Raw genomic sequence first — 24,981 nt, forward strand, 5'->3', positions numbered from 1 at the left:
CCTCCCGATCGGTGGTGCCGACGTGTCGGCCGGGACGATGACAGCCGGTCAGCCCGCGTATTCGCGCGCGTACTTCCGGGCCGCCGCCAGCGACTCCGGGTGCAGCGCCGTACCCGCCGCGAGCAGCCGGGGCAGCAGCGGGCGCTCGGTCGTCATGGCCCGGAACTGCAGGCCCACGGTCACGTCGTGGTCCGGGCGGTGCACGATCTCTACGGGGTCGCCCGCCCGGATCTCACCGGCCTCCAGCACCCGCAGATACGCGCCCGGCGCCGCCCGGTGCGTGAACCGCTTCACCCATCCCTTCTCACCCAGATGGCCCTGGAAGGTCCGGCAGGGGATCCGTCCGCTGGTGACCTCCAGGAGCACCGAGGGGCCGAGCGGCGAGCCGATGCGCCAGCGCTCGCCGATCCGCGCGCCGGTGATGTCGAGGCCGAGCGTGGTGAGGTTCTCGCCGAAGACGCCGTTGGCCAGCGTCCGGCCCAGTTCGCGCTCCCATTCGTCGAGGTCCTCGCGCGCCACCGCGTACACCGCCTGGTCGTCGCCGCCGTGGTGCCGCGTGTCGCACACCGCGTCCCCGGCCAGCCCGCTCGCGCCGACCCCCTTCGGCCCGGGCGCCGACACCTTGACCGGCCCGTCCGCCGGCCGCTTGCCGATGCCGGTCACACCGTCCGGCTGGTCGGTGTACGGAACGGCCTCGGCGCGGCCCAGGTTCACAGACAGAAGCTTCATGCGGGCACGGTAGGCGAGCGCCGGTCAAAGTGTCGACGCGATAATCCGCCGCACGCCCAAGTCTCACTTATGCTCGTTGGTGTGATCGAGGCTCGTCATCTCCGTGTGCTGCGTGCCGTGGCCACCACCGGCTCCTTCTCCGCGGCCGGGCGCGAGCTGGGCTGCACCCAGCCCGCCGTCAGCCAGCAGATGAAGGCCTTGGAGGCGGCCGTCGGCACCCCGCTGCTGGTCCGGGCCGGCCGCGAGATGCGCCTGACCCAGGCCGGCGACGCGCTCGTCCGGCACGCCACCGGCATCCTCGCCGGGCTCACCGCCGCCGAGGAGGAGATCGCCGCCATCGCCGGGCTGCGGGCCGGGCGGGTACGGCTCGTCTCCTTCCCCAGCGGAAGTTCCACGCTCGTGCCCACCGCGCTCGCCGCGCTGCGCGCCGCGCACCCCGGCACCCGGGTCTCCCTGGAGGAGGCCGAGCCGCCCAGGTCCGTCGAACTCCTGCGCCAGGGCGACTGTGACGTGGCCCTCGCCTTCCGCTACGAGGGGGCCGCGGACGCCGCGGAGTGGGAGGACCTGGTCGTACGGCCGCTGCTGACCGACCGGCTCGTGGCCCTGGTGCCCGAGCGGCACCGGCTGGCCCGCTCGGGGTCCGTGGCCATCGGCGACCTGGCGGGCGATCCGTGGATCGCGGGCTGCCCGCGCTGCCGCGGCCAGCTGGTCCAGGTGTGCGAGGGCGCCGGCTTCACGCCGCGCATCGACTTCGCGACCGACGACTACCCGGCGGTGGTCGGCCTGGTGGGCGCGGGACTGGGGGTCGCCGTCCTGCCCCAGCTCGCGGTCGAGTCGGTGCGGCCGCGGGGCGCGCGCACCGTGGAGCTGGAGCCGGCGGTGCGGCGGGAGATCGTCGCCCTCACCCTGCCGGACCTGGCACAGGTGCCGGCGGTGGCGGCGACGCTGGAGGAGCTGGTGCGGGCCGGGGCCCGCTGACTGAAACGGGCCGGCACAAGGGGGACCGGGGTCCGCGGTCAGTGATCGGGATCGGCGAGCGGGCGGTCGGCGGGGGATCGGCGGATCAGGGGATCGGCGAGCGGGCGGTCGCCGGATCGGGGTATCGCGAGGGCACGCGTGACGCGTGCCCTGTTGCGGCTCTCTGCGAACGGATGAGAAAAAACGTTCCTTCAGCTATCGGAGGCGGTGTCCCCGCTGGTCGACGATGCCGAAACCAGCCGGTTCCGTGCCCGCCCCATGAGCTCCTCGCGCTCGTCCTCGGTCAGGCCGCCCCACACTCCGTACGGCTCGCGCACCGCCAGGGCGTGTGCCGCGCACTCCGCACGGACCGGGCACCTCATGCAGACCTCCTTGGCCGAGTTCTCTCGAGCGCTCCGAGCCGCCCCGCGCTCGCCCTCGGGATGGAAGAAGAGCGAGCTGTCGACCCCGCGGCAGGCAGCCAGCAACTGCCAGTCCCACAGGTCCGCGTTCGGTCCGGGAAGGCGGGAGAAATCTGCCATTACGTGACCCCTTGTAGCCGTTCGTGGCGGATACGGTGCCACCGACCGTACATCTCCGATCTAAGGAGATGAAAATATGACTCATTGCGAATCTAGCCCTAGACACCTAGAAACGGGAACAAAAGGGGCTAAATGGGGCATAGCTTGTGATGAAAAGTTGAGGGTCTGACGTTCATGCCTGCTCTGTGTCCGTTCCCTCACGTAGAGTGCCGAAGGCGGCGTACAGCCCCGTAACTCTTTCGAGTGACCGTCGTTGAGAGTGCGGAGGCGGTTGAGAACACAAGCGCTCGGGCGGGCGTCCGAGACGGTCGACCGCACAGGTGACGATTCCGTACCAGCCTGGAGGCTCAAGGTGACGCGCATCAGCTGCGGAGGACGGCCATGACATCCGTCCTCGTCTGCGACGACTCCCCGCTTGCCCGAGAGGCGCTGCGCCGCGCGGTCGCGACCGTGCCCGGCGTCGAGCGTGTGACGACGGCGGCCAACGGCGAGGAAGTCCTCCGCCGCTGGGGCGCCGACCGCTCCGACCTCATTCTCATGGACGTGCGCATGCCCGGTCTGGGCGGCGTCGAGACCGTCCGGCGCCTGCTGTCCGCGGACCCCGGCGCGCGCATCATCATGCTCACCGTCGCCGAGGACCTCGACGGCGTGGCGCTCGCCGTGGCCGCCGGCGCCCGCGGCTACCTGCACAAGGACGCCTCCCGCGCGGAGCTGCGGGCCACCGTGACACAGGCCCTCGCCGACCCCACCTGGCGGCTCGCCCCGCGCCGGCTGCGCTCGGCCGAGATGGGCGCCGCGCCCACGCTCACCGCGCGGGAGATCCAGGTCCTGGAGGGCATGAGTCACGGCCGCTCCAACGCGGAGATCGGCCGCGAGCTGTTCCTCTCCGAGGACACCGTGAAGACCCACGCCCGCCGGCTGTTCAAGAAGCTCGGCGCGTCGGACCGCGCACACGCGGTGGCCCTCGGCTTCCGCTGGGGCCTGGTCCGCTAGGACCCGTGCGGATCCCGGTCGGGCCGCCCCGGACCGGCATACCGGAACGTGACGCCACCCCCACGCGCGGCGACGAGCGTGGGGGGTGTCCGTCCGGACGGGCGCGCGGCCGTGCCGCTCGCACGTCACCCGCACGGGTGCCGCTCCCCGGTCCCGGGCGGTCGGGAGACGGCAGGCGGCCGTCGCGGCCCCGTGGGAACGTGGGGCCGGAACACGCGCGAGGTGCAATACCGCACCGCGGACGCCGGTGGCAAAGCGCCCCGCCGGAGGCCCGCTGCTTGTTTCGCCGCGAATGACGCATCCTTGAGGGTGTGGAGTTCCTCGCGGACGAGTTGGTCGAGCGGAAGGGGAGGGCGCAGGGGATGAGCTTCGGCGCACCTGCTCATAACGCTTCGGTGCACAACCACGAAGGCGGTGCCACGGACCGGACGACGTCAAGGCACCATGGACCGATGCGTGACGACCAGGCGGCACTTGCCCAAGGGGCGATCGGTGCGCTCGTCCGCCGCGCCGTCGACGGCGACGAGCAGGCCACGCACGATCTGCTCGCCCGTGTCCACCCGCTGGCGCTGCGCTACTGCCGCACCCGGCTGTCCCGGCTCCCGGGCGACGCCCGGCACTTCGTCGAGGACCTCGCCCAGGAGGTCTGCGTCGCGGTCCTGCTGGCCCTGCCGCGCTACAAGGACACCGGCCGTCCCTTCGAGGCCTTCGTCTTCGCCATCGCCGCCCACAAGGTCGCCGACCTGCAGCGCGCCGCCATGCGGCACCCGGGCTCGACGGCCGTGCCCTCGGACGAGATGCCCGAGCGCCCGGACGACTCGCTCGGCCCGGAGGAGCGCGCGCTGCTCAGCAGCGACGCCGAGTGGGCCAAGAAGCTGCTGGCCAGCCTCCCGGAGAACCAGCGCGAGCTGCTGCTGCTGCGCATCGCGGTGGGGTTGACCGCGGAGGAAACGGGACAGATGTTGGGAATGTCACCCGGCGCGGTCCGGGTGGCCCAGCACCGCGCGCTCAGCCGGCTGCGCGCCCTGGCCGAACAGTAGGCGGCCGTTTTGCCCCTCACTCACCGCCGCGGTTGAACGTGCGCCAGGTCATTTCCGTACGAATGTACGAACCCGGGGGCCGCTCAGAACCGTGGAATGAGAGAGGCGCGCTTCCCGTTAGCATGGACATCCGCACCGATCAAGGCCATTTGGGGAAGGTGTCATGACTGCCAACGTCGACGGAGTGCCCGAGAAATTCGCGACACTCGGGCTGACCTACGACGACGTGCTCCTCCTGCCGGGCGCATCCGAGGTGCTCCCCAACGCGGTCGACACATCGTCCCGTATCTCCCGCAATGTCCGGGTCAACATCCCGCTGCTCTCGGCGGCGATGGACAAGGTCACCGAGTCGCGCATGGCGATCTCGATGGCGCGGCTGGGCGGCGTGGGCGTGCTGCACCGCAACCTCTCGGTCGAGGACCAGGTCAACCAGGTCGACCTGGTCAAGCGGTCCGAGTCCGGCATGGTCACCGACCCCATCACGGTGCACCCGGAGGCGACGCTCGCCGAGGCGGACGCGCTGTGCGCCAAGTTCCGCATCAGCGGTGTGCCCGTCACCGACCCGGCGGGCAAGCTGCTGGGCATCGTCACCAACCGTGACATGGCCTTCGAGTCCGACCGCAGCCGCCAGGTGCGCGATGTCATGACGCCGATGCCGCTGGTCACCGGCAAGGTCGGCATCTCCGGCGTCGACGCCATGGAGCTGCTGCGCAAGCACAAGATCGAGAAGCTGCCGCTGGTCGATGACGCGGGCGTCCTCAAGGGCCTGATCACCGTCAAGGACTTCGTCAAGGCCGAGCAGTACCCGAACGCGGCCAAGGACTCCGAGGGCAGGCTGCTCGTCGGCGCCGCGGTGGGCGCGAGCCCCGAGGCCCTGGAGCGCGCCCAGGCGCTCGCCGCGGCCGGGGTGGACTTCCTGGTCGTCGACACCTCGCACGGCCACAACAGCAACGCGCTGAGCTGGATGTCGAAGATCAAGTCGAGTGTGTCCGTCGACGTGATCGGCGGCAACGTCGCCACGCGCGACGGCGCGCAGGCCCTGATCGACGCCGGTGTCGACGGCATCAAGGTGGGTGTGGGCCCCGGCTCGATCTGCACCACGCGTGTGGTCGCCGGTATCGGCGTCCCCCAGGTCACCGCCATCTACGAGGCGTCCCTCGCCGCCCGTCCTGCGGGCATCCCGCTGATCGGCGACGGCGGCCTGCAGTACTCCGGCGACATCGGCAAGGCGCTCGCCGCCGGCGCCGACACGGTCATGCTGGGCAGCCTGCTCGCGGGCTGCGAGGAGTCGCCCGGCGAGCTGCTCTTCATCAACGGCAAGCAGTTCAAGTCGTACCGGGGCATGGGCTCGCTCGGCGCCATGCAGTCCCGCGGCCAGGCGAAGTCGTACTCGAAGGACCGCTACTTCCAGGCCGAGGTCGCCTCCGACGACAAGCTCGTGCCCGAGGGCATCGAGGGCCAGGTGCCCTACCGCGGCCCGCTGGCCAACGTCCTGCACCAGCTCGTCGGCGGTCTGCGCCAGACCATGGGCTACGTGGGCGCGGCCACCATCGAGGAGATGGAGTCCAAGGGCCGCTTCGTCCGGATCACCTCGGCGGGCCTGAAGGAGTCCCACCCGCACGACATCCAGATGACGGTCGAGGCGCCGAACTACAGCAGCAAGTAGGCGGCACGCCGTGCAGGGCGGCCCCGGAAGTCTCCGGGGCCGCCTTTGCCATGGGTGTCGGGGATACTGGAAGACGCTGCAACGCATCAGGGAAAGGCCACAGACGTGACTGAGATCGAGATCGGGCGCGGCAAGCGCGGCCGCCGGGCGTACGCCTTCGACGACATCGCCGTCGTCCCCAGCCGCCGTACGCGGGACCCGAAGGAGGTCTCGATCGCCTGGCAGATCGACGCCTACCGCTTCGAGCTGCCCTTCCTGGCCGCCCCCATGGACTCGGTCGTCTCCCCGGCCACGGCCATCCGTATCGGCGAGCTGGGCGGCCTGGGCGTGCTCAACCTCGAGGGCCTGTGGACGCGGTACGAGGACCCGCAGCCGCTGCTCGACGAGATCGCCGAGCTGCCCGCCGGGGTCGCGACCAGCCGCCTCCAGGAGATCTACGCCGCTCCCATCAAGGAGGAGCTGATCGGCGCGCGGATCAAGCAGGTGCGCGACGCGGGCGTGGTCACCGCCGCCGCGCTCTCCCCGCAGCGCACCGCCCAGTTCTCCAAGGCCGTCGTGGACGCGGGCGTGGACATCTTCGTCATCCGCGGCACCACGGTCTCGGCGGAGCACGTGTCGTCCTCGCACGAGCCGCTCAACCTCAAGCAGTTCATCTACGAGCTCGACGTGCCGGTGATCGTCGGCGGCTGTGCCACCTACACCGCGGCCCTGCACCTGATGCGCACCGGCGCGGCCGGTGTCCTGGTCGGCTTCGGCGGCGGCGCCGCGCACACCACGCGCAACGTGCTCGGCATCCAGGTCCCGATGGCCACCGCGGTCGCCGACGTGGCCGCCGCCCGCCGCGACTACATGGACGAGTCCGGCGGCCGGTACGTGCACGTGATCGCGGACGGCGGCGTCGGCTGGTCCGGCGACCTGCCCAAGGCGATCGCCTGCGGCGCCGACTCCGTGATGATGGGCTCCCCGCTGGCCCGTGCCACCGACGCGCCCGGCAAGGGCCACCACTGGGGCATGGAGGCCGTCAACGAGGAGCTGCCGCGCGGCCGGAAGGTCGACCTCGGCACGGTCGGCACCATCGAGGAGGTCCTCACCGGTCCCTCGCACATCCCCGACGGCTCCATGAACTTCTTCGGCGCCCTGCGCCGCGCCATGGCCACGACCGGCTACAGCGAGCTCAAGGAGTTCCAGCGCGTCGAGGTGACGGTGGGGGACTCCCAGCACAAGCGCTGACACACGCGCCCACGGCCCACGAAGGGGCCCGGCCGTCCGCCCAGGCGGACGGGCGGGCCCCTTCCCTTCGCCTCTCACAGCCGGTGCGCCGCCCCCGTGGGCGCGGCCCCGCGGGTGTCCAGGAGCAGCTGGGCCTTCACCGAGAGGCCCTGGAGGTCGTAGGTGCGGTGCTGCTGGAGCAGGACCGTCAGGTCGGCGTCGGCCACCGCCTCGTACAGGCAGTCCGCGCGGGGCACGGGCCGGTCGCGCACGCTCCACGCGGGCACGTACGGGTCGTGGTAGCTGACCGAGGCGCCGAGGCCCGTCAGGCGGACGGCGATCTCCTCGGCGGGCGTGCCCTGGAGGTCGGCGAGGTCCGCCTTGTAGGTGACGCCGAGCAGCAGGACCCGGGCGCCGCGGGCCGACTTGCCGTGCTCGTTCAGCAGGGCGGCGGCGCGCTGGACGACGTAGCGCGGCATGCGGCCGTTGACCTGCTCGGCGAGTTCCACCATGCGCAGCCCGCAGCCCGCGTGGCCGGCCAGGTCCTGCGGGAGGCCGTGGCCGCCGACGCCGGGGCCCGGGCGGAAGGCCTGGAAGCCGTACGGCTTGGTCTCCGCGCAGCGCACGACGTCCCACAGATCGACGCCCAGGTCGTGGCAGAGCACGGCCATCTCGTTGACCAGGGCGATGTTGACGTGCCGGTAGTTGGTCTCCAGGAGCTGGACCGTCTCCGCCTCCCTCAGTCCCCGCGCGCGTACCACCTTGTCGGTCAGCCGCCCGTAGAAGGCCGCGGCCGACTCGGTGCAGGCCGGGGTGAGTCCGCCGATCACCTTGGGCATGTTGGCCGGGGTGATCTCGCGGTTGCCGGGGTCGACGCGGCTGGGCGAGTAGGCGAGGTGGAAGTCGCGGCCCGCCCGCAGCCCCGAGCCGTTCTCCAGCAGCGGGAGCAGGAACTCCTCCGTCGTGCCGGGATGCGCGGGCGACTCCAGGATCACGGTGGTGTGCGGGCGCATGTGCCCGGCGAGCGCGCGGGCGGCGGACTCCACCTGGCTCAGGTCGAGCCCGCCGTCCGCGCCCCGCGGGGTCGGCGCGCAGATCACCGCGGTGCGCACCCGGCCGAGTTCGGCCGGGTTGGTGGCCGGCCGGAAGCCCTCCGAGAGCATCCGGCGCAGTTCGGCGGGGCTGAGGGAGCCGGACTCGTTCCCGGTGCGGTACCCGACGGTGTGGATGCCGGCGGACACGGCGGCCTGGGCCAGGGGCAGGCCGAGCGGGCCGAGTCCGATGACGGCGAGATCTGCGGGCATGGCGTGGGCCGTCCTTCCCAATAACCGAGGCGTGGCAGGTCCGCAAGCCCTGTGGACAGGACGAGCGAGCGCAATGTCAGACTAGGAGTAAATATGACCGTTATGCGGGATTGACCAGCGTGTTTCTCGGTTCGCCCCCGGAGTTGTCCACAGGGCGGGGGCCACTGGTGGCTGAAGTCGGGCAACCCGGTCAGAATTTGGGCATGGGGAGGAGGCGGGGGGACACGCTAGAGGCATGGGGGAGGGGAACGGGCTTCGCCCGACGGGTGCGGCCGGCGCGACCGACAGCGGGAGGCAGCGGTGAGGGCAGCGACACTGGGGCCGGCGCAGCGCGCCGAGGCACTGGCGGGAATGGCCGAGCGGGAGCTGGACATCCTGGTCGTGGGCGGAGGCGTGGTGGGCGCCGGCACCGCCCTGGACGCCGTCACCCGCGGTCTGTCCACCGGCATCGTGGAGGCGCGTGACTGGGCGTCGGGCACGTCCAGCCGGTCCAGCAAGCTGATACACGGCGGACTGCGCTATCTGGAGATGCTCGACTTCGCGCTGGTCCGGGAGGCGCTGAAGGAGCGCGGCCTGCTGCTGGAACGCCTCGCGCCTCACCTGGTCCGCCCGGTGCCGTTCCTGTACCCGCTCCAGCACCAGGGCTGGGAGCGCCTGTACGCGGGCTCGGGCGTCGCCCTGTACGACGCCATGTCGATGGCCCGCGGCCACGGCCGGGGACTGCCGCTGCACCGTCACCTGACCCGCCGTCACGCCCTGCGGGTTGCTCCCTGCCTGCGCAAGGACGCCCTGGTCGGCGCCCTCCAGTACTACGACGCACAGATGGACGACGCCCGCTTCGTGGCCACCCTGGTGCGCACGGCGGCGTCGTACGGCGCGAAGGCCGCCAACCGTGCCCGGGTCACCGGATTCCTGCGCGAGGGCGAGCGGGTCGTCGGCGCGCGGGTGCGGGACGTGGAGGGCGGCGGCGAGTACGAGATCCGCGCCAAGCAGATCGTCAACGCCACCGGGGTGTGGACCGACGACACCCAGGCGATGGTGGGGGAGCGCGGTCAGTTCCACGTCCGGGCCTCCAAGGGCATCCACCTCGTCGTGCCCAAGGACCGCATCAACTCGAGCACCGGGCTGATCCTGCGCACCGAGAAGTCCGTGCTCTTCGTGATCCCCTGGGGACGGCACTGGATCGTCGGCACCACCGACACCGGCTGGGACCTCGACAAGGCCCACCCGGCCGCCTCCAGCGCCGACATCGACTACCTCCTGGAGCACGTCAACTCGGTGCTGGCGGTGCCGCTCGGCCGCGACGACGTGCAGGGGGTGTACGCCGGCCTGCGGCCGCTGCTGGCCGGCGAGTCCGACGCCACCAGCAAGCTGTCGCGCGAGCACACCGTGGCCCATCCGGTGCCCGGCCTCGTCGTGGTCGCGGGCGGCAAGTACACGACCTACCGGGTGATGGCCAAGGACGCCGTCGACGAGGCGGTGCGCGGGCTCGACATGCGTGTCGCCGACTGCGTCACCGAGGAGATCCCGCTGCTGGGCGCCGAGGGCTACCCGGCCCTGTGGAACGCGCGGGCGCGCATCGCCGCCGAGGCCGGACTCCATGTGGTGCGCGTGGAGCATCTGTTGGGGAGGTTCGGGTCGGCGACGCGGGAGGTGCTCGCCCTCGTCGCCGAGGACCCGACGCTGGGCGCTCCCCTCAAGGCGGCCGACGACTATCTGCGCGCCGAGATCGTCTACGCCGCCTCCCACGAGGGCGCCCGGCACCTGGACGACGTGCTGACCAGGCGTACCCGCATATCCATCGAGACCTTCGACCGGGGCACGCGCAGCGCCCGGGAGGCCGCCGAGCTGATGGCGCCGGTGCTGGGCTGGGACAAGGACCAGATCGAACGCGAGGTCGAGCACTACGAGAAGCGGGTGGAGGCCGAGCGGGAGTCGCAGCGCCAGCCCGACGACCTGACGGCCGACGCGGCCCGGCTGGGAGCGCCGGACATCGTGCCGTTGTGATCGCGCCGACCGTCCCTCGCGCACCCGCCGATCGTGCGGTGGCGAGCTTGCCGGTGGTGGCGTCGTGAATCCGCCGATCGTGCCGTTATGAACCCACTGCGGGCGGGACCGCCGTCCCGCACGAGACGCAGGACACGCACGACACGTGCCGTGGACGTCCGGCGCAGATTATGGCCGGAATGGTCCGAAGGGTCGGCACCCGTGGCTTCCGCATTGTCACGGCCCGTCATCCCCGGCCGTACGACGGGCCGTTCGGCCGCGCCCCCGGAGTGTTCCGAGGGGGCCCCTGGGCGTCGCGTGCTTGCCGGGTGAGAGACAATGGAGGCTCTGTCAGGGCGGGTTGCATGAGGGGACGCATGTCGGACGCGGAGCGGGCGGGAACACCCCGTCAGGACACTCGTCAGGACTCTCTGCAGGACAGGAGCGAGCGTCTTCTCGCCGGGCGCTACCGCCTGGGGGACGTGCTCGGCCGCGGAGGCATGGGCACGGTGTGGCGGGCCGAGGACGAGACCCTGGGCCGGACCGTCGCCGTCAAGGAGCTGCGGTTCCCGTCGAACATCGACGAGGACGAGAAGCGCCGCCTGATCACGCGCACGCTGCGCGAGGCCAAGGCGATCGCGCGCATCCGCGACACCAGCGCGGTGACCGTCTTCGACGTGGTCGACGAGGACGACCGCCCGTGGATCGTCATGGAACTCGTCGAGGGCAAGTCCCTCGCCGAAGCCATCCGCGAGGACGGGCTGCTCACGCCGAGGCGGGCGGCCGAGGTCGGGCTCGCGGTCCTCGACGTGCTGCGCTCCGCGCACCGCCAGGGCATCCTGCACCGGGACGTGAAGCCGTCCAACGTGCTCATCGCCGAGGACGGCCGGGTCGTCCTCACCGACTTCGGCATCGCACAGGTCGAGGGCGACCCCTCCATCACCTCCACCGGCATGCTCGTCGGCGCCCCCTCCTACATCTCCCCGGAGCGGGCCCGCGGGCACAAGCCCGGACCGGCGGCCGACCTGTGGTCGCTCGGCGGCCTGCTGTACGCGTCAGTGGAGGGCACGCCGCCGTACGACAAGGGCTCGGCGATCGCCACCCTGACCGCGGTGATGACCGAACCGCTGGAGGAGCCGAGGAACGCCGGCCCGCTCAGGGACGTCATCCAAGGCCTGCTCAACAAGGACCCGGACGAGCGGCTCGACGACGCGGGCGCCCGGGCCATGCTCAAGGCCGTCATCGACGCGCCCGAACCGGAGGACGCCGAGCCGGAGCCGCCCGCGGACGCGACCAAGGTGGTCCCGCTGCCCGCGCAGTCGGACAGGCGTTCCCGCAAAGGCGGTTCGGGATCTTCCGGTTCCGGTTCCGCGGACGGGCAGGGCGAGGAGCCGGGCGACCGCCTTCGCGGGGCGCTGCGCTCGGTGCGCAAGGCGTCCGTGGTGGCGAGACCCGCGGCAGCGGCGGGGGCCGGTGCCGAGTCGGCGTCCGGCAGCACGGCTCCGGCGGGCCCCGGCTCCCCGAGCGGTTCCGGAGCGCGGCCGGGGGCGGACCGGACACAGAGCGGGTCCGCCTCGGGGAGCGGCGCCGGTGGCGCGCAGGCGGGCCGGTCCGGTTCGGGCTGGCCCGTGATGACCCCGCCGGACCTGGACCTGCCGCCGCGCCCGGCGCCCAGGGCGTCGCTCACCGACGTGGTGCCGCGGCGCACGCTCGTGATCGTCGCGGTGGTCGTGGTGCTCGCCGTGGCCGGCGCCGTGCTCGCCTTCACGCTCGGCGGCGACGACAAGGGCGACGACGGCAAGAGCGCGGCCGACCGCCCGGCCGCCACCGCGGGCTCGTCCGCGGGCCCCTCCACCAAGAAGGACGAGAGCGGCGAGGCCGCCACCGGCCAGGACGGGTCCGGCTCCGCGGCGGAGGCCGACGGCTCCGGCGGCGCACCGGCCACCGGCAACGACGCCGACGCCGGGACATCGGGCAAGGGCTCCGGCGCGGAGTCCGGTTCCGGTTCCGGCTCCGGTTCTGATTCCGATTCCGGCTCCGGAGGCGACCGCTCCGGTGACGACGGCGCCGCCGTGGCGAGGACGTACAAGGGCGCTCAGGGCTTCTCCATCGGGCTGCCCGAGGGCTGGAAGTACGCGAGCACCGACTCCGCGGGGGTCCGCTTCACCGGTCCCGACGGGCAGCGGCTGCTCGTCGCCTGGACGACCACGCCCAAGGGCGACCCGGTGGCCGACTGGACCAACCAGGAGAGGTACATGGTGCGCTCCCAGTACCAGCGGGTGCGCATAGAGGCGGTGGAGTACCGCGGCTGGAACACCGCCGACTGGGAGTTCACCTACGTCGAGGGCGGGACCAAGTACCGCAGCATAGACCGCGGTTTCGTGGTGAACGACCACCTCGGGCACGCGCTGATGTACAGCGCGAAGGCCGCGACGTGGGACGGCGACCTGCGCAAGAGCACCTGGAAGACGCTGACGGAGACCTTCAAGCCGAAGAAGTAGTGAGCGGACCGGTCCCGCCGCCCGTCCCCGGGGTTCCGGGTTCGGCGCGGCGAGATCTGGCATCCCGTCATTGCGGATTGCCTCCGGCACGTATCGTGAGTGGTTGCGGACCGTAAGCATCGGGAACGGGACGCGTGGCGAACGGAATTGACCGACCGTGCGGCCGGGGGAGGCAACGTGGACGACTATGCGGGCCGGGTTCTCGCCGACCGCTACCGGCTGCCGCTGCCCCCGTCCGACGAGTACGAGCTGACCGAGACCCGGGCCTTCGACACCTACAGCGGGCAGGAAGTCCTGCTGAGGCAGGTGCCGTTGCCCGAGGTGGTCGAGGCGGAGGTGCTCGACGCGGACGGCCTGCCCGACGGCTTCACCGCGCGCGACGGAGCCTTGCGGCGCGGGCCGGTCCGTACGGGGCGTTCGGCGGGCGAGGCCCGGGGCGCGCGTTCGGCGACGCGGCGGCCCGCCGATCCGGCGGTGCGGCGGGCGGTCGAGGCCGCGCAGGCCGCGGCGCGGATACCCGACCATCCCCGGCTCGACCAGGTCTTCGACGTCTTCGCGGAGGGCGGCTCGCTGTGGGTCGTCAGCGAACTGGTCGCCGCCCGGCCCCTGGCCGCACTGCTCGCCGAGAGTCCGCTGTCGCCGTACCGGGCGGCCGAGGTCGCCTCCGACATCCTCATGGCGCTGCGGGTGCTGCACGCCCACGGCTGGGTGCACCGCAACATCACCGCTCGCACGGTCCTCGTCTGCGACGACGGCCGCGTGATGCTGACCGGCCTCGCGGTCGGCGCGGCGGAGGAGGCCCTGTGCGGGTACGACCCGGTCCCGCCCGAGGACGACGGGGACGAGAGCGCTCCGCCCGGCGCGTCCGGCACGCCGGGCGGTCCCATGGGCCCCGGCGGCAGGGCCGGCGGCGCGGGTGCGACCGGCTTCGGCAAACTCACCGAGGTCACCGGCGGTCCGGGCTTCGGCGGCGGGGCCGGCGCGGGCACCCCGCCGGTGGACCCCGAGGCCGCGCGGCGGGCCGCGATCGAGGCGCGGGCGGCCGGGCCGTTGCCGCTGCCCGGCCCGGACGCGAGCCCCGGCGAGCCGGGCGCGCCCGCGCGGCGAACGCCTCAGACCGGCGGGGACATCAGGGCGGCACGGGCCGGAGCGATCGCCGCGTACCGCGCCGGCGCGCGGGCGGCCGCCCGGGTGCAGGAGGCGCAGCAGAGCGCACGCGCCGAACTGCCCGGCGCCCGTACGCCCGTCGAGGGCGAGCCACGGCCCGCCGGGAGCGCCACCCCTCCGCCGGGCCAGATCGCCGACCCCTACGGAGTCCGGCCCCCCACCCACAACGGCACCGCCGCCCACCCGGGAGCGACCGCACCCCTCCCGTCCGCACCCGCCGGCGACGCCCGCGGCCCGCGCCCGGCGCTCGCCACAGGACCCGGAACCACCCCCGCCCACATGGTGCCCGCGCAAGGGCGCGGTGAGCCCGGCGCGGGCACGGCGGACGACGCCGGGGGCGTACCGGCCCGTTGGGGTGACGTCGTGGCCGGCCGTCCCGCGCGGCGGGGGCCCGCCACCGCGCTGGCCGCCGAGCGTGCGCGGCAGGCCCGGATGGCCGTGGTGGGGCCGGTGACCGAGCGTTGGGCGCCGGAACAGGCCGGGCCCGTGCACGAGAACTGGCAGCTCGCCGCGCCCATCGGCCCGGCGACCGACCTGTGGGCCCTCGGGGCGCTGCTTTTCCGGGCGGTGCAGGGACACGCGCCGTACCCGGAGGAGTCCACCGCCGAGCTGGTGCAGATGGTGTGCGCCGAGCCGCCCGCGTACGCGGAGGAGTGCGGGCCGCTGCGCCCGGTCGTGGAGTCGCTGCTGCGCCAGGATCCCACCGAACGCCTCGACTTCGAGGAGCTGCGCGGCTGGCTGCGCTCACTGGTGCGCTCAGCCCCCGAGCCGGAGGCCGGCGTGCACGTCATCGCCGCCCCGCCCGCGGACCCCAGCAGGCTGCCCGTCGTACGGCGCCGCGGCGAGCTGGTGCGCAGGCGGCGCGCAGGGCTGCCCGCCACACACGCACGGCACAGACGGCAGACGGGTTCGCCGCGGCGCCTGGGCCGCACCCTGCTCCTGCTCATCCTGCTGCTGATGGCCGCCGCCGTCGCCTACGCCGTGCTGTTCATGCCGAAGGCCGGCCGCGACGGCGCGGCCAACGGTGACCGCACCGGAACCGCCGGCGGGGCTAGCCCCGCCCCGGCGCAGTCGGACGGCGGCGGGAGCGGTGCCCCGCAGCCCGGCGATTCCTCCGCGGCGGACGACGGCCCCTCGAAGACGGCCGGCTCGGCCGAGGCCGAGACGCAGACGACCGCGCCGGACGCCGCCGACGGCTTCACGCTGCGCAAGGACCCCGCTGGCTTCCAGGTCGCCGTCGCCAAGGGCTGGACCCGTACGCCCGGCAACAACCAGGGGCAAGTGGTCTACTCCCAGGGCTCGTTCGAGCTGATCGTCGTGCCCGGTCGGGACGCCGCGGCCGGGTTCGGCAGCGACCCGATGGCGTACCAGCGGGAGAAGGAGCGCGAGTTGCAGGCCTACCGCGACTCGAGCTGGGCCACCTCCACGGGTCTGCGGACCACCCAGGTCGGCGGACGGACCACGGCCGAGGGGCAGTTCACCTGGACGGACGGGAGCGGGCGGCAGCTGTACGTGCGCAACCTGGCCGCCCTGATCGACGGCAAGTACCACGTGGTGCAGGTACGGGGGCCCGAGTCCCAGCGGGACCGGGTGACCACGCTGTACGAGCAGGCCTCGGCGATGTACCGGTACACCGGCTGAACCGCAGCAACCGCCGGAACCGCCCGAACTGCCGGAACCGCACACTGTTGGGGGAGCGACAACCGTCACAGTGAGGCTCTCTTGGGACCCCGCTGGTTCCCAGCCGGGGGGCCGGTCCCTACGCTGAGCCTGTCAAGACCACTGCGGGGAAACGTGAATCAGATGCAGGGCCTGCTCCTCTCGGGCCGCTACCGGCTCGCCGACGCCATCGGCAGCGGCGGTATGGGCCGGGTGTGGCGCGCGCACGACGAGGTGCTGCACCGGACCGTAGCCATCAAGGAGTTGACCGCCGCGCTCTACGTCGCCGAGAGCGACCAGGAGGTGCTGCTGGCGCGCACCCGGGCGGAGGCACGCGCGGCGGCACGGATCAACCACTCCGCCGTCGTGACGGTGCACGACGTGCTGGAGCACGACGGCCGCCCGTGGATCGTGATGGAGCTGGTCGAGGGCCGCTCGCTGGCGGACGCGCTCAAGGAGCGGGACCGCATGGACCCGGCGGAGGCCGCCCGGATCGGCCTGTGGGTCCTGCGCGCGCTGCGCGCCGCGCACGCCGCCGGGGTGCTGCACCGCGACGTCAAGCCCGGCAACGTGCTGCTCGGCGAGGACGGCCGCGTCCTGCTGACCGACTTCGGCATAGCCCAGATAGAGGGCGACACCACCATCACCCGCACCGGCGAGGTCGTCGGCTCGGTCGACTACCTGGCCCCCGAGCGCGTCCGCGGCCACGATCCGGGACCGGCCTCCGACCTGTGGGCGCTGGGCGCCACCCTCTACACGGCGGTCGAGGGCCTGTCGCCGTTCCGCCGCACCTCGCCGCTGAGCACCATGCAGGCGGTCGTCGACGAGGAGCCGCGCGAGCCGCGGCACGCCGGCCCGCTCGCCCCGGTCATCACCGCCCTGCTGCGCAAGGACCCGGCCGACCGGCCGCAGGCGGCGGAGGCGGAGCAGATGCTCGCCGAGGCCGCCGAGGGCCGCAGACCGAGCAGCGCGCAGGCGTACGTGCCCACGCGGGCGGCCGGACTCCCCCCGGAGACCGCCGCGTACCCCGCGTCGGGGTCCTGGCCGCCGGCCACGCCCCCGTACCCGGTGCCCGCGCCGGCCGCCACGGGACCCGTGCCGCAGCACCCCGCGGTCCGGGTGCCCAGGCGCCGCCGCACCCTGATCCTGGTCGTGGCCCTCGCCGCGCTCGTCGGCGGCGGCAGCGCCCTGATGCTGCAGAAGTGGGACCAGGACAGGCGGCAGGACTCCGCCACCTCCCCGTCGACCTCGCCGCCGGAGACCAGCACGCCGTCCACGCCCTCCCGGACCACCGGCGCCGCCGGCGGTCTCCCGGACGGCTGGGTGCGCGTGCGCGACCCCTACGGATTCAGCCTCGCCGTGCCCGACAGGAGCTGGCAGCGGCAGGTGTTCGACGAGGCGACCCACCAGGTCGACTACACCCCCGACGGCGGCAAGCACTTCATCCGCGTCGCCGTGGACGACACGCCGGACTTCGCCACCGGCCACGAGCACCAACTCGACCTGGAGCAGCTGCTCCAGCGACTGGTCGACTACCGGAGGGTGACCCTGGAGGCGAACACCTACCGCGACTGCCCGGGCTCCCGGTGGGAGTACAGCTGGACGGCCCTGGCGAAGGACATGCCGTTCCCCGGCCCGCGCCACGCCATTGAGGAGACGTACTTCTCACGTGAGGGCGTGGAGTACGCGATCTACATGTCCTCGCCGGAGGAGGACTGGGCGCGGACGCGGCAGCAGTTCCAGACCGTGCTCCAGAGCTGGCAGCCGGCCGCCGGCTGACTCCCCGCCGGCCCCTGGCCGGGCCGCGTCGTTGGCCGGTCGACGCCCCAAGGGGCGGGTGGTTCCTGCGGCATGATGGCGCGTATGGGGACCGAGGGGGACGACTTCCGTGTCATCGCGGGCCGTTACCGCCTGGAGGCGAGGCTCGGCCGCGGGGGGATGGGCATCGTGTGGCGGGCCACCGACCAGCTCCTCGAGCGGCGGGTCGCGGTCAAGGAACTCCCGCTGGACGAGACCCTGTCCGCCGAGGAGACCGCGCTCCAGCGGGAGCGCACCCTGCGCGAGGCCCGCGCGATCGCCCGGTTGCGGCATCCCCATCTCGTCGTCGTGTACGACGTCGTCGTGCAGGACGAGCGCCCGTACATCGTCATGGAGCTGATCGACGGCGGCTCCCTGGCCGACCGGATCGCCGCGCGCGGCCCGGTGGACGCCGCCGAGGGCGCCCGCATCGGCGTCGCCCTGCTGAGCGCGCTGCGCACCGCGCACGCCGCCGGTGTCCTGCACCGGGACATCAAGCCGGCCAACGTCCTGGTGGAGTCGGGCACCGACCGGATCGTGCTCACCGACTTCGGCATCGCGCGGATGGCCGGCGCGACGACGCTCACCGAGACGGGGTCCTTCGTCGGCTCACCGGAGTACACCGCTCCGGAGCGGATGTCCGGGGCCGGGACCGGGCCGGAGTCGGATCTGTGGTCGCTCGGAGCGCTGCTGTGCACCGTCCTGAGCGGCGAGTCGCCGTTTCGGCGCGACTCGCTCGGCGGCATCCTGCACGCGGTCGTCTTCGACGAGATCCGGCCGCCCGCGCAGGCCGCGCCGATCCTGCCCGTCGTACGCGGGCTGCTGGAGCGCGATCCGGACCTGCGGCTGACGGCGGCCGAGGCGGAGCGGATGCTGCACGCCTTCCTGGAGTCGGGCCGCACGCCCGGGCCGCCGGTCCGGATCGCGCCGACGCAGCGCGGCGTGCCCGTCACCTCCGATGCGCCCGGCCCGGCGCCGACCGGCCCCGCCGCCCGGTACCCCACCCGGAACGTGCTGGTCGCCGCGCTGCTGGTGGCCGCGACGGCCGGGGCGGGCGCGTCCGCCGTGGCACTGCTGATGCGGGGCGGCGGCAGTGACGGCGGGACGCCGACGAGTTCGGGCCCGCACATGCCCGCGGACGCCACGCATGCCACGGACGGCACCGCCTCGCGGCCGAACACGCCGTCACCACCGCCCGGTTCGCCGCCGGGTTCGCTCCCCGTCCCGGTCTCCACGGCCCCCGTCACGCCCGCCGCCGAGGGCGCCGTGCCCTCGGGCCACCACCTGGTGCGCGACCCGGCCGGCTTCTTTGTCGCCGTACCGGACGGCTTCACCCGTGAGCCGCAGGGCGAGCGGGTCTTCTACGTGTCGCCCGGGGAGACCTTCCGCCTCGGCATCAAGGTGGCCCGGCCGGAGAGCGGAGGCCCGCTCGCGGTGATGCGCCGCGCCGACGCCGCGGGACCGGACACCAACCCCGGTTACCGCGACGGCCGCGTCACCGCCACCACCCACCGCGGACACCCGGCCGCCCTCTGGGAGTTCACCTGGAACGGCTTCAGCACGGCGGAGGGCCCGCGGCACACGTACGACCTGTGCTGGGAGCAAAACGGGCGGATGTACGACGTGTGGGTGTCCGCGCCGGCCGGCAGGGTGCGCGAGGCCAAGGAGCACTTCGACGCCGCGGTCGGCGGTTTCGACGCACAGGTCACGGGTCGGTGACCGGATACGCTGCCTGCTGGAGCCGGCGGAGGCGGTCGCGATATGGATGGACGCATGAGCAACCACGGGGGCGCCCAGTACGGGGCCGACGATCCGACGACCTTCGCCCTGCAACCGCCGGACCCGCAGGCGCGGGTGCCCCACCCGCAGAGCCCGTACGCCGCCCCCGCACCGGGCGGTGGGGACGGGCAGCCGCAGGCCACGCGCGTGGAGCCGCAGGGCACCGCCCCCGGGCCGCGGGGCACCGACTCCGCGCAGCCGCCGGAGCCCGGCGCCGGCCGGCTGATCGGCGGACGATACCGGCTGCTCGCCAAGCTCGGGCACGGCGGCATGGGGACCGTGTGGCGGGCCAAGGACGAGACGGTGGACCGCGAGGTCGCCGTAAAGGAGCCCCGGGTCCCCGACCACCTTCCCGACCGGGAGCGGGCCAACGCCTTCGAGCGCATGCGCCGCGAGGCCCGCGCCGCCGCCCGGCTCGACCACCCCGCGGTCGTGAACGTCCACGACGTGGCCGTCCTCGACGGGCAGCCGTGGATCGTGATGGAGCTGGTGCGGGGCCGCTCGCTCGGCGACGCGCTCCAGGAGGGCACCCTGGACGCCCGCGAGGCGGCCCGGATCGGCCTGGAGGTGCTCGGCGCGCTGGAGGCCGCGCACGCCGCGGGCGTCCTGCACCGGGACGTCAAGCCGGACAACATCCTGCTCGGCCGGCACGGCCGGATCGTCCTCACCGACTTCGGCATCGCCCAGATCGAGGGCGAGACCAACCTGACCGACACCGGCGGCTTCGTCGGCTCACCCGAGTACATCGCGCCGGAACGCGTGCTGGGGCAGCGCCCCGGCCCGGCCTCCGACCTGTGGTCGCTCGGCGTGGTCCTCTACGCGGCCACGGAGGGCGTCTCCCCGTTCCGCCGCAGCAACACCCCGGCCACCCTCCAGTCGGTCCTCAACGCCACTCCCGCCCCGCCGGCCGCCGCGCAGGGCCCGCTCGCCGAGGCCGTCACCGGCCTGCTGCACAAGGACCCGGCGCACCGGCCGCCCGCCGCCCGGGTGCGCGCCCTGCTGGAGGCGGCCGCCGCGCCGCCCGCCCCGACACCCACGCGGGTGGTGCGGTACGCCGGGGGCGCCCCCGGTGGGCCGCGCGGCCTCCGGCTCGGGCGCGGGGTGTGGCTCGGGCTCGGCGCGGCGGTCGTCGCGGCCGCGGTGACGGCGTACGTCCTGATCGCCCACCCGTTCGCCGGCCCACTGCCCGAGGACTGGGCGACCCATCACGAGCAGGACGTCGCCGCGACGATCGCCGTGCCGAAGGACTACCAGCGGCAGGTGCCGGACGGGAAGAACGACAAGAAGCACTGGGTGACCTACAGCGACTGGAGCGGCAGCATCACGGTCGGGCTGCGCCTGCTGAGGAAGTCCGAGGAACCGGAGCGCACCATCAAGGACTCCGCCGCCGCCCAGATGTACGACGACCTCGGCACCTTCAAGCAGTCCGGCAGCTACGAACTCGGCATGCCCCAGAACCCGGTGACCCACCCGAAGGAGTCCACGTACCGCGGCAGGCAGGCCGCCGAGAACACGGTCGTCTACACCACCGACGACAGCACGCACCCGACGCCGCGCGAGCTGCGGATCTTCTACTACAAGACCTCCGAGGGCGACCTGTACAAGCTCACCGTCGGCTACCCCGGCAAGGGGGACTTCACCGAACGCGGCCGCGAGGTGGCGCGTGCGGCGATCGCCAATCTGGACCTCGACGATCTGTGACAAGGCCCTGATCAGCGCGTTCGTTGCCAGTGATCACTGGCGCGCTGTGAGCACTCGGTGAATCCCGTGAATCCCTATTACTGACGGGTACACAAAGCCGCCCGACCGGCATACCCTGCGCGTCATGACGGACGCGCAGGCCCCGGCGAAGACCGGCACCAATCCCCAGGCCCCCGCCCCCGCGGGGGTCCGCACCGCCGACGACGTGGTGACCCCCGAACTGGTCGCCCGGCTCACCAAGGGCGTCGCCGGATCCGGCCGGACCGCCAACCACACGCCGTTCACCGGCGACAAGCTCGCCGACCTGCCCGAGTCCACTCCCGAGGACGTGGCCCGCGCCTACGAACGCGCCCGCGCCGCCCAGGCGGTGTGGGCGCGGGTGCCGGTACGGCGGCGCGCGGCCGTCCTGCTCGACTTCCACGACCTGGTGCTCGCCCGCCAGGCCGAGGTCCTCGACCTGATCCAGTTGGAGACCGGCAAGGCCCGCCTGCACGCGCACGAGGAGGTGCAGGCCGTCGCCGTCGCCGCCCGGCACTACGGCCGCCGCGCCGCCGCCTACCTCAGGCCCAGACGGCACACGGGCGCCATCCCCACCCTCACGCGTGTCACCGAACTGCGCCACCCGCGCGGGGTGGTGGGCCAGATCGCCCCCTGGAACTACCCCCTGGAGCTGTCCGTCGGCGACGCGCTGCCCGCCTTCGTCGCGGGCAACGCGGTGGTGATGAAGCCCGACACCGAGACCTGCCTGACCGCGCTGTGGGCCCGCGACCTGCTCATCGAGGCCGGGCTGCCCGCGGAGGTGTTCCAGGTCGTCATCGGCGACGGCCCGGTCGTCGGCCCCGAGGTGGTCAAGCACGCCGACTACGTCTCCTTCACCGGCTCCACCCGCACCGGACGCGAGGTCGCCCGGAGCGCCGCCGCCCGCCTGGTCGGCGTCTCCCTCGAACTCGGCGGCAAGAACGCCATGCTGGTGCTCGCGGACGCCGACATCGAGAAGGCGGCGGCCGGAGCGGTCCGCGCCTGCTTCTCCTCCGCCGGCCAACTGTGCATCTCCATCGAGCGGTTGTACGTCCACGAGGCGGTCGCGGACGCGTTCCTCGAACGGTTCGCCGCCCGTACGCGGGCGATGCGGCTCGGCACGTCCCTGGCGTACGGCGCCGACATGGGCTCGCTGGTCGGCGAGCGGCAACTGGCCACCGTCACCCGGCACGTGGAGGAGGCCGTCGCCAAGGGCGCCAAGGTGGTGGCGGGTGGCGTCGCCCGCCCGGACATCGGCCCGTACTTCTTCGAGCCCACCATCCTCGACGGCGTCGAGGACGCGATGGCCGTGTGCACGGAGGAGACCTTCGGCCCGGTCGTCTCCGTCTACCGCTTCACGAGCGACGACGAGGCGGTCGAGCGCGCCAACTCCACGCCGTACGGCCTGAACTCGTCCGTCTGGACGAAGGACGCCCGCCGCGGCCGCGAGGTCGCCGCCCGGCTGCGTACCGGCACGGTCAACATCAACGAGGGCTACGCCCCCGCCTACGGCAGTGTCCAGTCGCCCATGGGCGGCATGAAGGACTCGGGTCTCGGCCGCCGGCACGGCTCCGAGGGCGTCCTCAAGTACACCGAGGCCCAGACCGTGGCCCACCAGCGGCTGCTGCCCATGGCCCCGTCGCTCGGCATGGACGACGAGGGGTACGCGGCGTTCATGACCCGCAGCCTCAGGCTGATGAAGGCGTTCCGCTTCCGCTAGAACGCACCCTTGGACAGCACCCCTGAACAGCACACCTGGACAGCAGTCCTGGACAGAGCCCCTGACGGCACCCGTTTCCGACGAGGAGAGCACGTGTCTCAAGACGGCCATGGCTACGACTACGACGTCATCGTCGTGGGCTCGGGGTTCGGCGGATCGGTCTCCGCGCTCCGCCTGACCGAGAAGGGCTACCGCGTCGGTGTCCTGGAGGCGGGACGCCGCTTCACCCGCGCGACCCTGCCGAAGAACTCCTGGGACCTGAGGAACTACCTGTGGGCCCCGAAGCTCGGCATGTACGGCATCCAGCGCATCCACCTGCTCGGCAACGTCATGGTGCTGGCCGGGGCGGGCGTCGGCGGCGGCTCCCTGAACTACGCCAACACTCTCTACGTTCCGCCGAAACCCTTCTTCGACGACCCCCAGTGGCGGGACATCACCGACTGGCAGGACGAGCTGAAGCCGTACTACGACCAGGCGCGGCGCATGCTCGGTGTGCGGCTCAACCCGACGACGACTCCCTCCGACGTTCATCTGAAGGCCGCGGCAGAGCGGTTGGGCTTCGGCGACACCTTCCACATGGCGCCGGTCGGGGTGTTCTTCGGCGACGGCGAGGACGCCGACGGCACGGCGACGGCGAAGGCGGGCGAACGGGTCGCCGACCCCTATTTCGGCGGGGCCGGGCCGGACCGCAGGGCCTGCACCGAGTGCGGCGAGTGCATGACGGGCTGCCGGCACGGCGCCAAGAACACCCTGAACGAGAACTACCTGTACCTCGCCGAGAAGGCGGGCGCGGTGGTCCACCCCATGACGACGGTCGTGTCGGTCACGGACGACTCCCGCGGCGGCTACGCGGTCGCCACGCTTCCCACCGGCGACAAGAAGAAGGGCACCGGCCGCCTGTTCACCGCGCCCAGGGTGGTCATGGCGGCCGGCACCTACGGCACCCAGACGCTGCTGCACCGGATGAGGGCTAGCGGCCGGCTGCCCCATCTGTCCGCGCGCCTAGGCGAGTTGACCCGCACCAACTCCGAGGCGCTGGTGGGTGCCCAGACCGGCGACCGGCGCTACCGCAAGGCGACCGGGCAGCCGAGGGCGGACTTCACACGCGGAGTCGCCATCACGTCCTCCGTCCACCCCGACGAGAACACCCACATCGAGCCGGTCCGCTACGGCAAGGGCTCCAACGCGATGGGCGGCCTGTCGATCCTCCAGGTCCCCTACGCCGAGGGGTCGTCCAGGGTGGCGGCCTGGCTGGCCAACGCCGCCCGCCACCCCCTGCTCGTGCTGCGCTCCCTGTCCAACCGCCGCTGGTCGGAGCGGACCATCATCGGCCTGGTGATGCAGTCCCTGGACAACTCCCTGACCACGTACCTGAAACCGGACGGCGTCGGCAGGGGACTGCTCACGGCCCGCCAGGGGCACGGCACGCCCAACCCCCAGCAGATCAGGGCCGCCACGGAGGGCGCCAGTGCGCTCGCCGCCGAGATCAACGGCTTCGCCGGGTCCAACGTGGGCGAGCTGATGGGCACTCCGCTCACCGCCCACTTCCTCGGCGGCTGCCCGATCGGCGCCTCCTCCGAGACCGGTGTCATCGACCCGTACCACCGCCTCTACGGCCACTCCGGCATCTCGGTCGTCGACGGCGCCGCGGTCTCGGCGAACCTGGGGGTGAACCCGTCGCTGACCATCACCGCGCAGGCCGAGCGGGCGATGTCCTACTGGCCCAACAAGGGCGAAGCCGACCCGCGTCCGGCGCAGGGGGCGGCCTACGAGCGTCTGCGGCCGGTGGAGCCACGGAATCCGGCGGTTCCGGCGGACGCCTTCGGCGCGCTGAGGCTGCCGTTCCTGGGGATGCCGCCGGTGCCGCCGAAGAAGTCCCGGACCGTCTGAAGGCTCGGGAGGGAGCGGGAAAGAAAGAAGACCTGCACCCCCCTCCTGGCGCAGGTCCTCCTCCGTCTGCTGATGTGACAAGGGGAGGGCGGGAAAGGTTGCGCGCGAGTCGGTGGGTTTCCTGTGTGTCCTGCATCACATCTCCGGGGGTCCGTGTCCGTGCGCACGTAGGAGAAGGGCCCCCGCGGCCTTGGGCTGCGGGGGCCCTTCTTTCTGTTCCGGGCGGCCGGCCCCGGGCGTCCCCGGAGCCGGCCGCTCATCCGGGTGACCGGGCTGCTGTCCCCTGCCGTCCGGTCACTTCCTGGAGCGAGGTCCCACGACGC

16 protein-coding genes are annotated in these 24,981 nt (G+C 73.1%); 13 read left to right on the forward strand and 3 right to left on the reverse strand.

What is annotated here, in order from left to right; genetic code table 11:
- Nucleotides 1-48 precede the first annotated feature (48 nt).
- A complete protein-coding gene (locus tag ACIOWN_RS18755) occupies nt 49-729 on the reverse strand; it encodes an MOSC domain-containing protein (RefSeq protein WP_362346576.1) in 681 nt (226 codons plus the stop codon).
- Nucleotides 730-810: 81 nt separating this feature from the next.
- Here ACIOWN_RS18755 and ACIOWN_RS18760 point away from each other — a divergent pair, with 81 nt between their 5' ends.
- On the forward strand, nt 811-1,707 hold the full coding sequence (locus ACIOWN_RS18760) for a LysR family transcriptional regulator (RefSeq protein WP_362346574.1): 897 nt from the start codon (nt 811-813) through the stop codon (nt 1,705-1,707).
- A 191-nt stretch (nt 1,708-1,898) separates the two neighbouring features.
- Here the strand turns inward: ACIOWN_RS18760 and ACIOWN_RS18765 are convergent, their stop codons facing one another.
- On the reverse strand, nt 1,899-2,228 hold the full coding sequence (locus ACIOWN_RS18765) for a WhiB family transcriptional regulator (RefSeq protein ID WP_073948357.1): 330 nt from the start codon (nt 2,226-2,228) through the stop codon (nt 1,899-1,901).
- Nucleotides 2,229-2,609: 381 nt separating this feature from the next.
- Between ACIOWN_RS18765 and ACIOWN_RS18770 the strand changes: the two genes are divergently transcribed.
- From ACIOWN_RS18770 to ACIOWN_RS18785, 4 genes are all read left to right on the forward strand, one after another.
- Nucleotides 2,610-3,221, forward strand: coding sequence for a response regulator transcription factor (locus ACIOWN_RS18770; RefSeq protein WP_003948568.1), 612 nt, complete (start codon nt 2,610-2,612; stop codon nt 3,219-3,221).
- 452 nt (nt 3,222-3,673) lie between these two features.
- The gene (locus ACIOWN_RS18775) at nt 3,674-4,261 is read left to right on the forward strand and encodes a sigma-70 family RNA polymerase sigma factor (protein WP_401982808.1); all 588 of its coding nucleotides are present in this window, start codon (nt 3,674-3,676) and stop codon (nt 4,259-4,261) included.
- 163 nt (nt 4,262-4,424) lie between these two features.
- Entirely contained in the window at nt 4,425-5,927 is a 1,503-nt protein-coding gene (gene guaB / locus ACIOWN_RS18780; protein WP_362346572.1) for an IMP dehydrogenase, read from the forward strand.
- A 105-nt stretch (nt 5,928-6,032) separates the two neighbouring features.
- Nucleotides 6,033-7,157 carry a GuaB3 family IMP dehydrogenase-related protein gene (locus ACIOWN_RS18785; protein ID WP_362346571.1) on the forward strand — a complete coding sequence of 375 codons (1,125 nt, stop codon included), beginning with the start codon at nt 6,033-6,035 and terminating at the stop codon, nt 7,155-7,157.
- Between the two features lie 74 nt (nt 7,158-7,231).
- Here ACIOWN_RS18785 and ACIOWN_RS18790 read toward each other — a convergent pair whose 3' ends face one another.
- The gene (locus ACIOWN_RS18790; RefSeq protein ID WP_362346569.1) at nt 7,232-8,440 is read right to left on the reverse strand and encodes a nucleotide sugar dehydrogenase; all 1,209 of its coding nucleotides are present in this window, start codon (nt 8,438-8,440) and stop codon (nt 7,232-7,234) included.
- A 300-nt stretch (nt 8,441-8,740) separates the two neighbouring features.
- On the opposite strand from ACIOWN_RS18790, the gene ACIOWN_RS18795 reads away from it, so the two are divergent.
- The 8 genes from ACIOWN_RS18795 to ACIOWN_RS18830 all read left to right on the forward strand — a co-directional run bounded on the left by ACIOWN_RS18795 (nt 8,741) and on the right by ACIOWN_RS18830 (nt 24,658).
- Nucleotides 8,741-10,447 carry a glycerol-3-phosphate dehydrogenase/oxidase gene (locus ACIOWN_RS18795; RefSeq protein WP_362346568.1) on the forward strand — a complete coding sequence of 569 codons (1,707 nt, stop codon included), beginning with the start codon at nt 8,741-8,743 and terminating at the stop codon, nt 10,445-10,447.
- 356 nt (nt 10,448-10,803) lie between these two features.
- A complete protein-coding gene (locus ACIOWN_RS18800) occupies nt 10,804-12,927 on the forward strand; it encodes a serine/threonine-protein kinase (protein WP_401982811.1) in 2,124 nt (707 codons plus the stop codon).
- Nucleotides 12,928-13,104: 177 nt separating this feature from the next.
- A complete protein-coding gene (locus tag ACIOWN_RS18805) occupies nt 13,105-15,735 on the forward strand; it encodes a protein kinase (RefSeq protein ID WP_401982813.1) in 2,631 nt (876 codons plus the stop codon).
- A 162-nt stretch (nt 15,736-15,897) separates the two neighbouring features.
- Complete coding sequence (locus ACIOWN_RS18810) at nt 15,898-17,532, forward strand: serine/threonine-protein kinase (protein ID WP_362346675.1); 1,635 nt, start codon at nt 15,898-15,900, stop codon at nt 17,530-17,532.
- 84 nt (nt 17,533-17,616) lie between these two features.
- A complete protein-coding gene (locus tag ACIOWN_RS18815; protein WP_401982815.1) occupies nt 17,617-19,269 on the forward strand; it encodes a serine/threonine-protein kinase in 1,653 nt (550 codons plus the stop codon).
- Nucleotides 19,270-19,323: 54 nt separating this feature from the next.
- Entirely contained in the window at nt 19,324-21,030 is a 1,707-nt protein-coding gene (locus tag ACIOWN_RS18820) for a serine/threonine-protein kinase (protein WP_362346561.1), read from the forward strand.
- 124 nt (nt 21,031-21,154) lie between these two features.
- Nucleotides 21,155-22,768: a succinic semialdehyde dehydrogenase gene (locus ACIOWN_RS18825; protein WP_362346559.1), complete on the forward strand. Its 1,614-nt coding sequence runs from the start codon at nt 21,155-21,157 to the stop codon at nt 22,766-22,768.
- A 93-nt stretch (nt 22,769-22,861) separates the two neighbouring features.
- A complete protein-coding gene (locus tag ACIOWN_RS18830) occupies nt 22,862-24,658 on the forward strand; it encodes a GMC family oxidoreductase (RefSeq protein ID WP_362346557.1) in 1,797 nt (598 codons plus the stop codon).
- Nucleotides 24,659-24,981 lie beyond the last annotated feature (323 nt).

This window comes from Streptomyces sp. NPDC087787 (assembly GCF_044743035.1).
Classification (GTDB): domain Bacteria; phylum Actinomycetota; class Actinomycetes; order Streptomycetales; family Streptomycetaceae; genus Streptomyces.

Excerpts from the sequence above, each read along its gene's own strand:
- ACIOWN_RS18755 (WP_362346576.1), bottom strand. The coding sequence starts at position 729 with ATGAAGCTTCTGTCTGTGAACCTGGGCCGCGCCGAGGCCGTTCCGTAC.
- ACIOWN_RS18765 (WP_073948357.1), bottom strand. The coding sequence starts at position 2,228 with ATGGCAGATTTCTCCCGCCTTCCCGGACCGAACGCGGACCTGTGGGAC.
- ACIOWN_RS18770 (WP_003948568.1), top strand. The coding sequence starts at position 2,610 with ATGACATCCGTCCTCGTCTGCGACGACTCCCCGCTTGCCCGAGAGGCG.
- ACIOWN_RS18775 (WP_401982808.1), top strand. The coding sequence starts at position 3,674 with ATGCGTGACGACCAGGCGGCACTTGCCCAAGGGGCGATCGGTGCGCTC.
- guaB (WP_362346572.1), top strand. The coding sequence starts at position 4,425 with ATGACTGCCAACGTCGACGGAGTGCCCGAGAAATTCGCGACACTCGGG.
- ACIOWN_RS18790 (WP_362346569.1), bottom strand. The coding sequence starts at position 8,440 with ATGCCCGCAGATCTCGCCGTCATCGGACTCGGCCCGCTCGGCCTGCCC.
- ACIOWN_RS18800 (WP_401982811.1), top strand. The coding sequence starts at position 10,804 with ATGTCGGACGCGGAGCGGGCGGGAACACCCCGTCAGGACACTCGTCAG.
- ACIOWN_RS18810 (WP_362346675.1), top strand. The coding sequence starts at position 15,898 with ATGCAGGGCCTGCTCCTCTCGGGCCGCTACCGGCTCGCCGACGCCATC.
- ACIOWN_RS18815 (WP_401982815.1), top strand. The coding sequence starts at position 17,617 with ATGGGGACCGAGGGGGACGACTTCCGTGTCATCGCGGGCCGTTACCGC.
- ACIOWN_RS18820 (WP_362346561.1), top strand. The coding sequence starts at position 19,324 with ATGAGCAACCACGGGGGCGCCCAGTACGGGGCCGACGATCCGACGACC.
- ACIOWN_RS18825 (WP_362346559.1), top strand. The coding sequence starts at position 21,155 with ATGACGGACGCGCAGGCCCCGGCGAAGACCGGCACCAATCCCCAGGCC.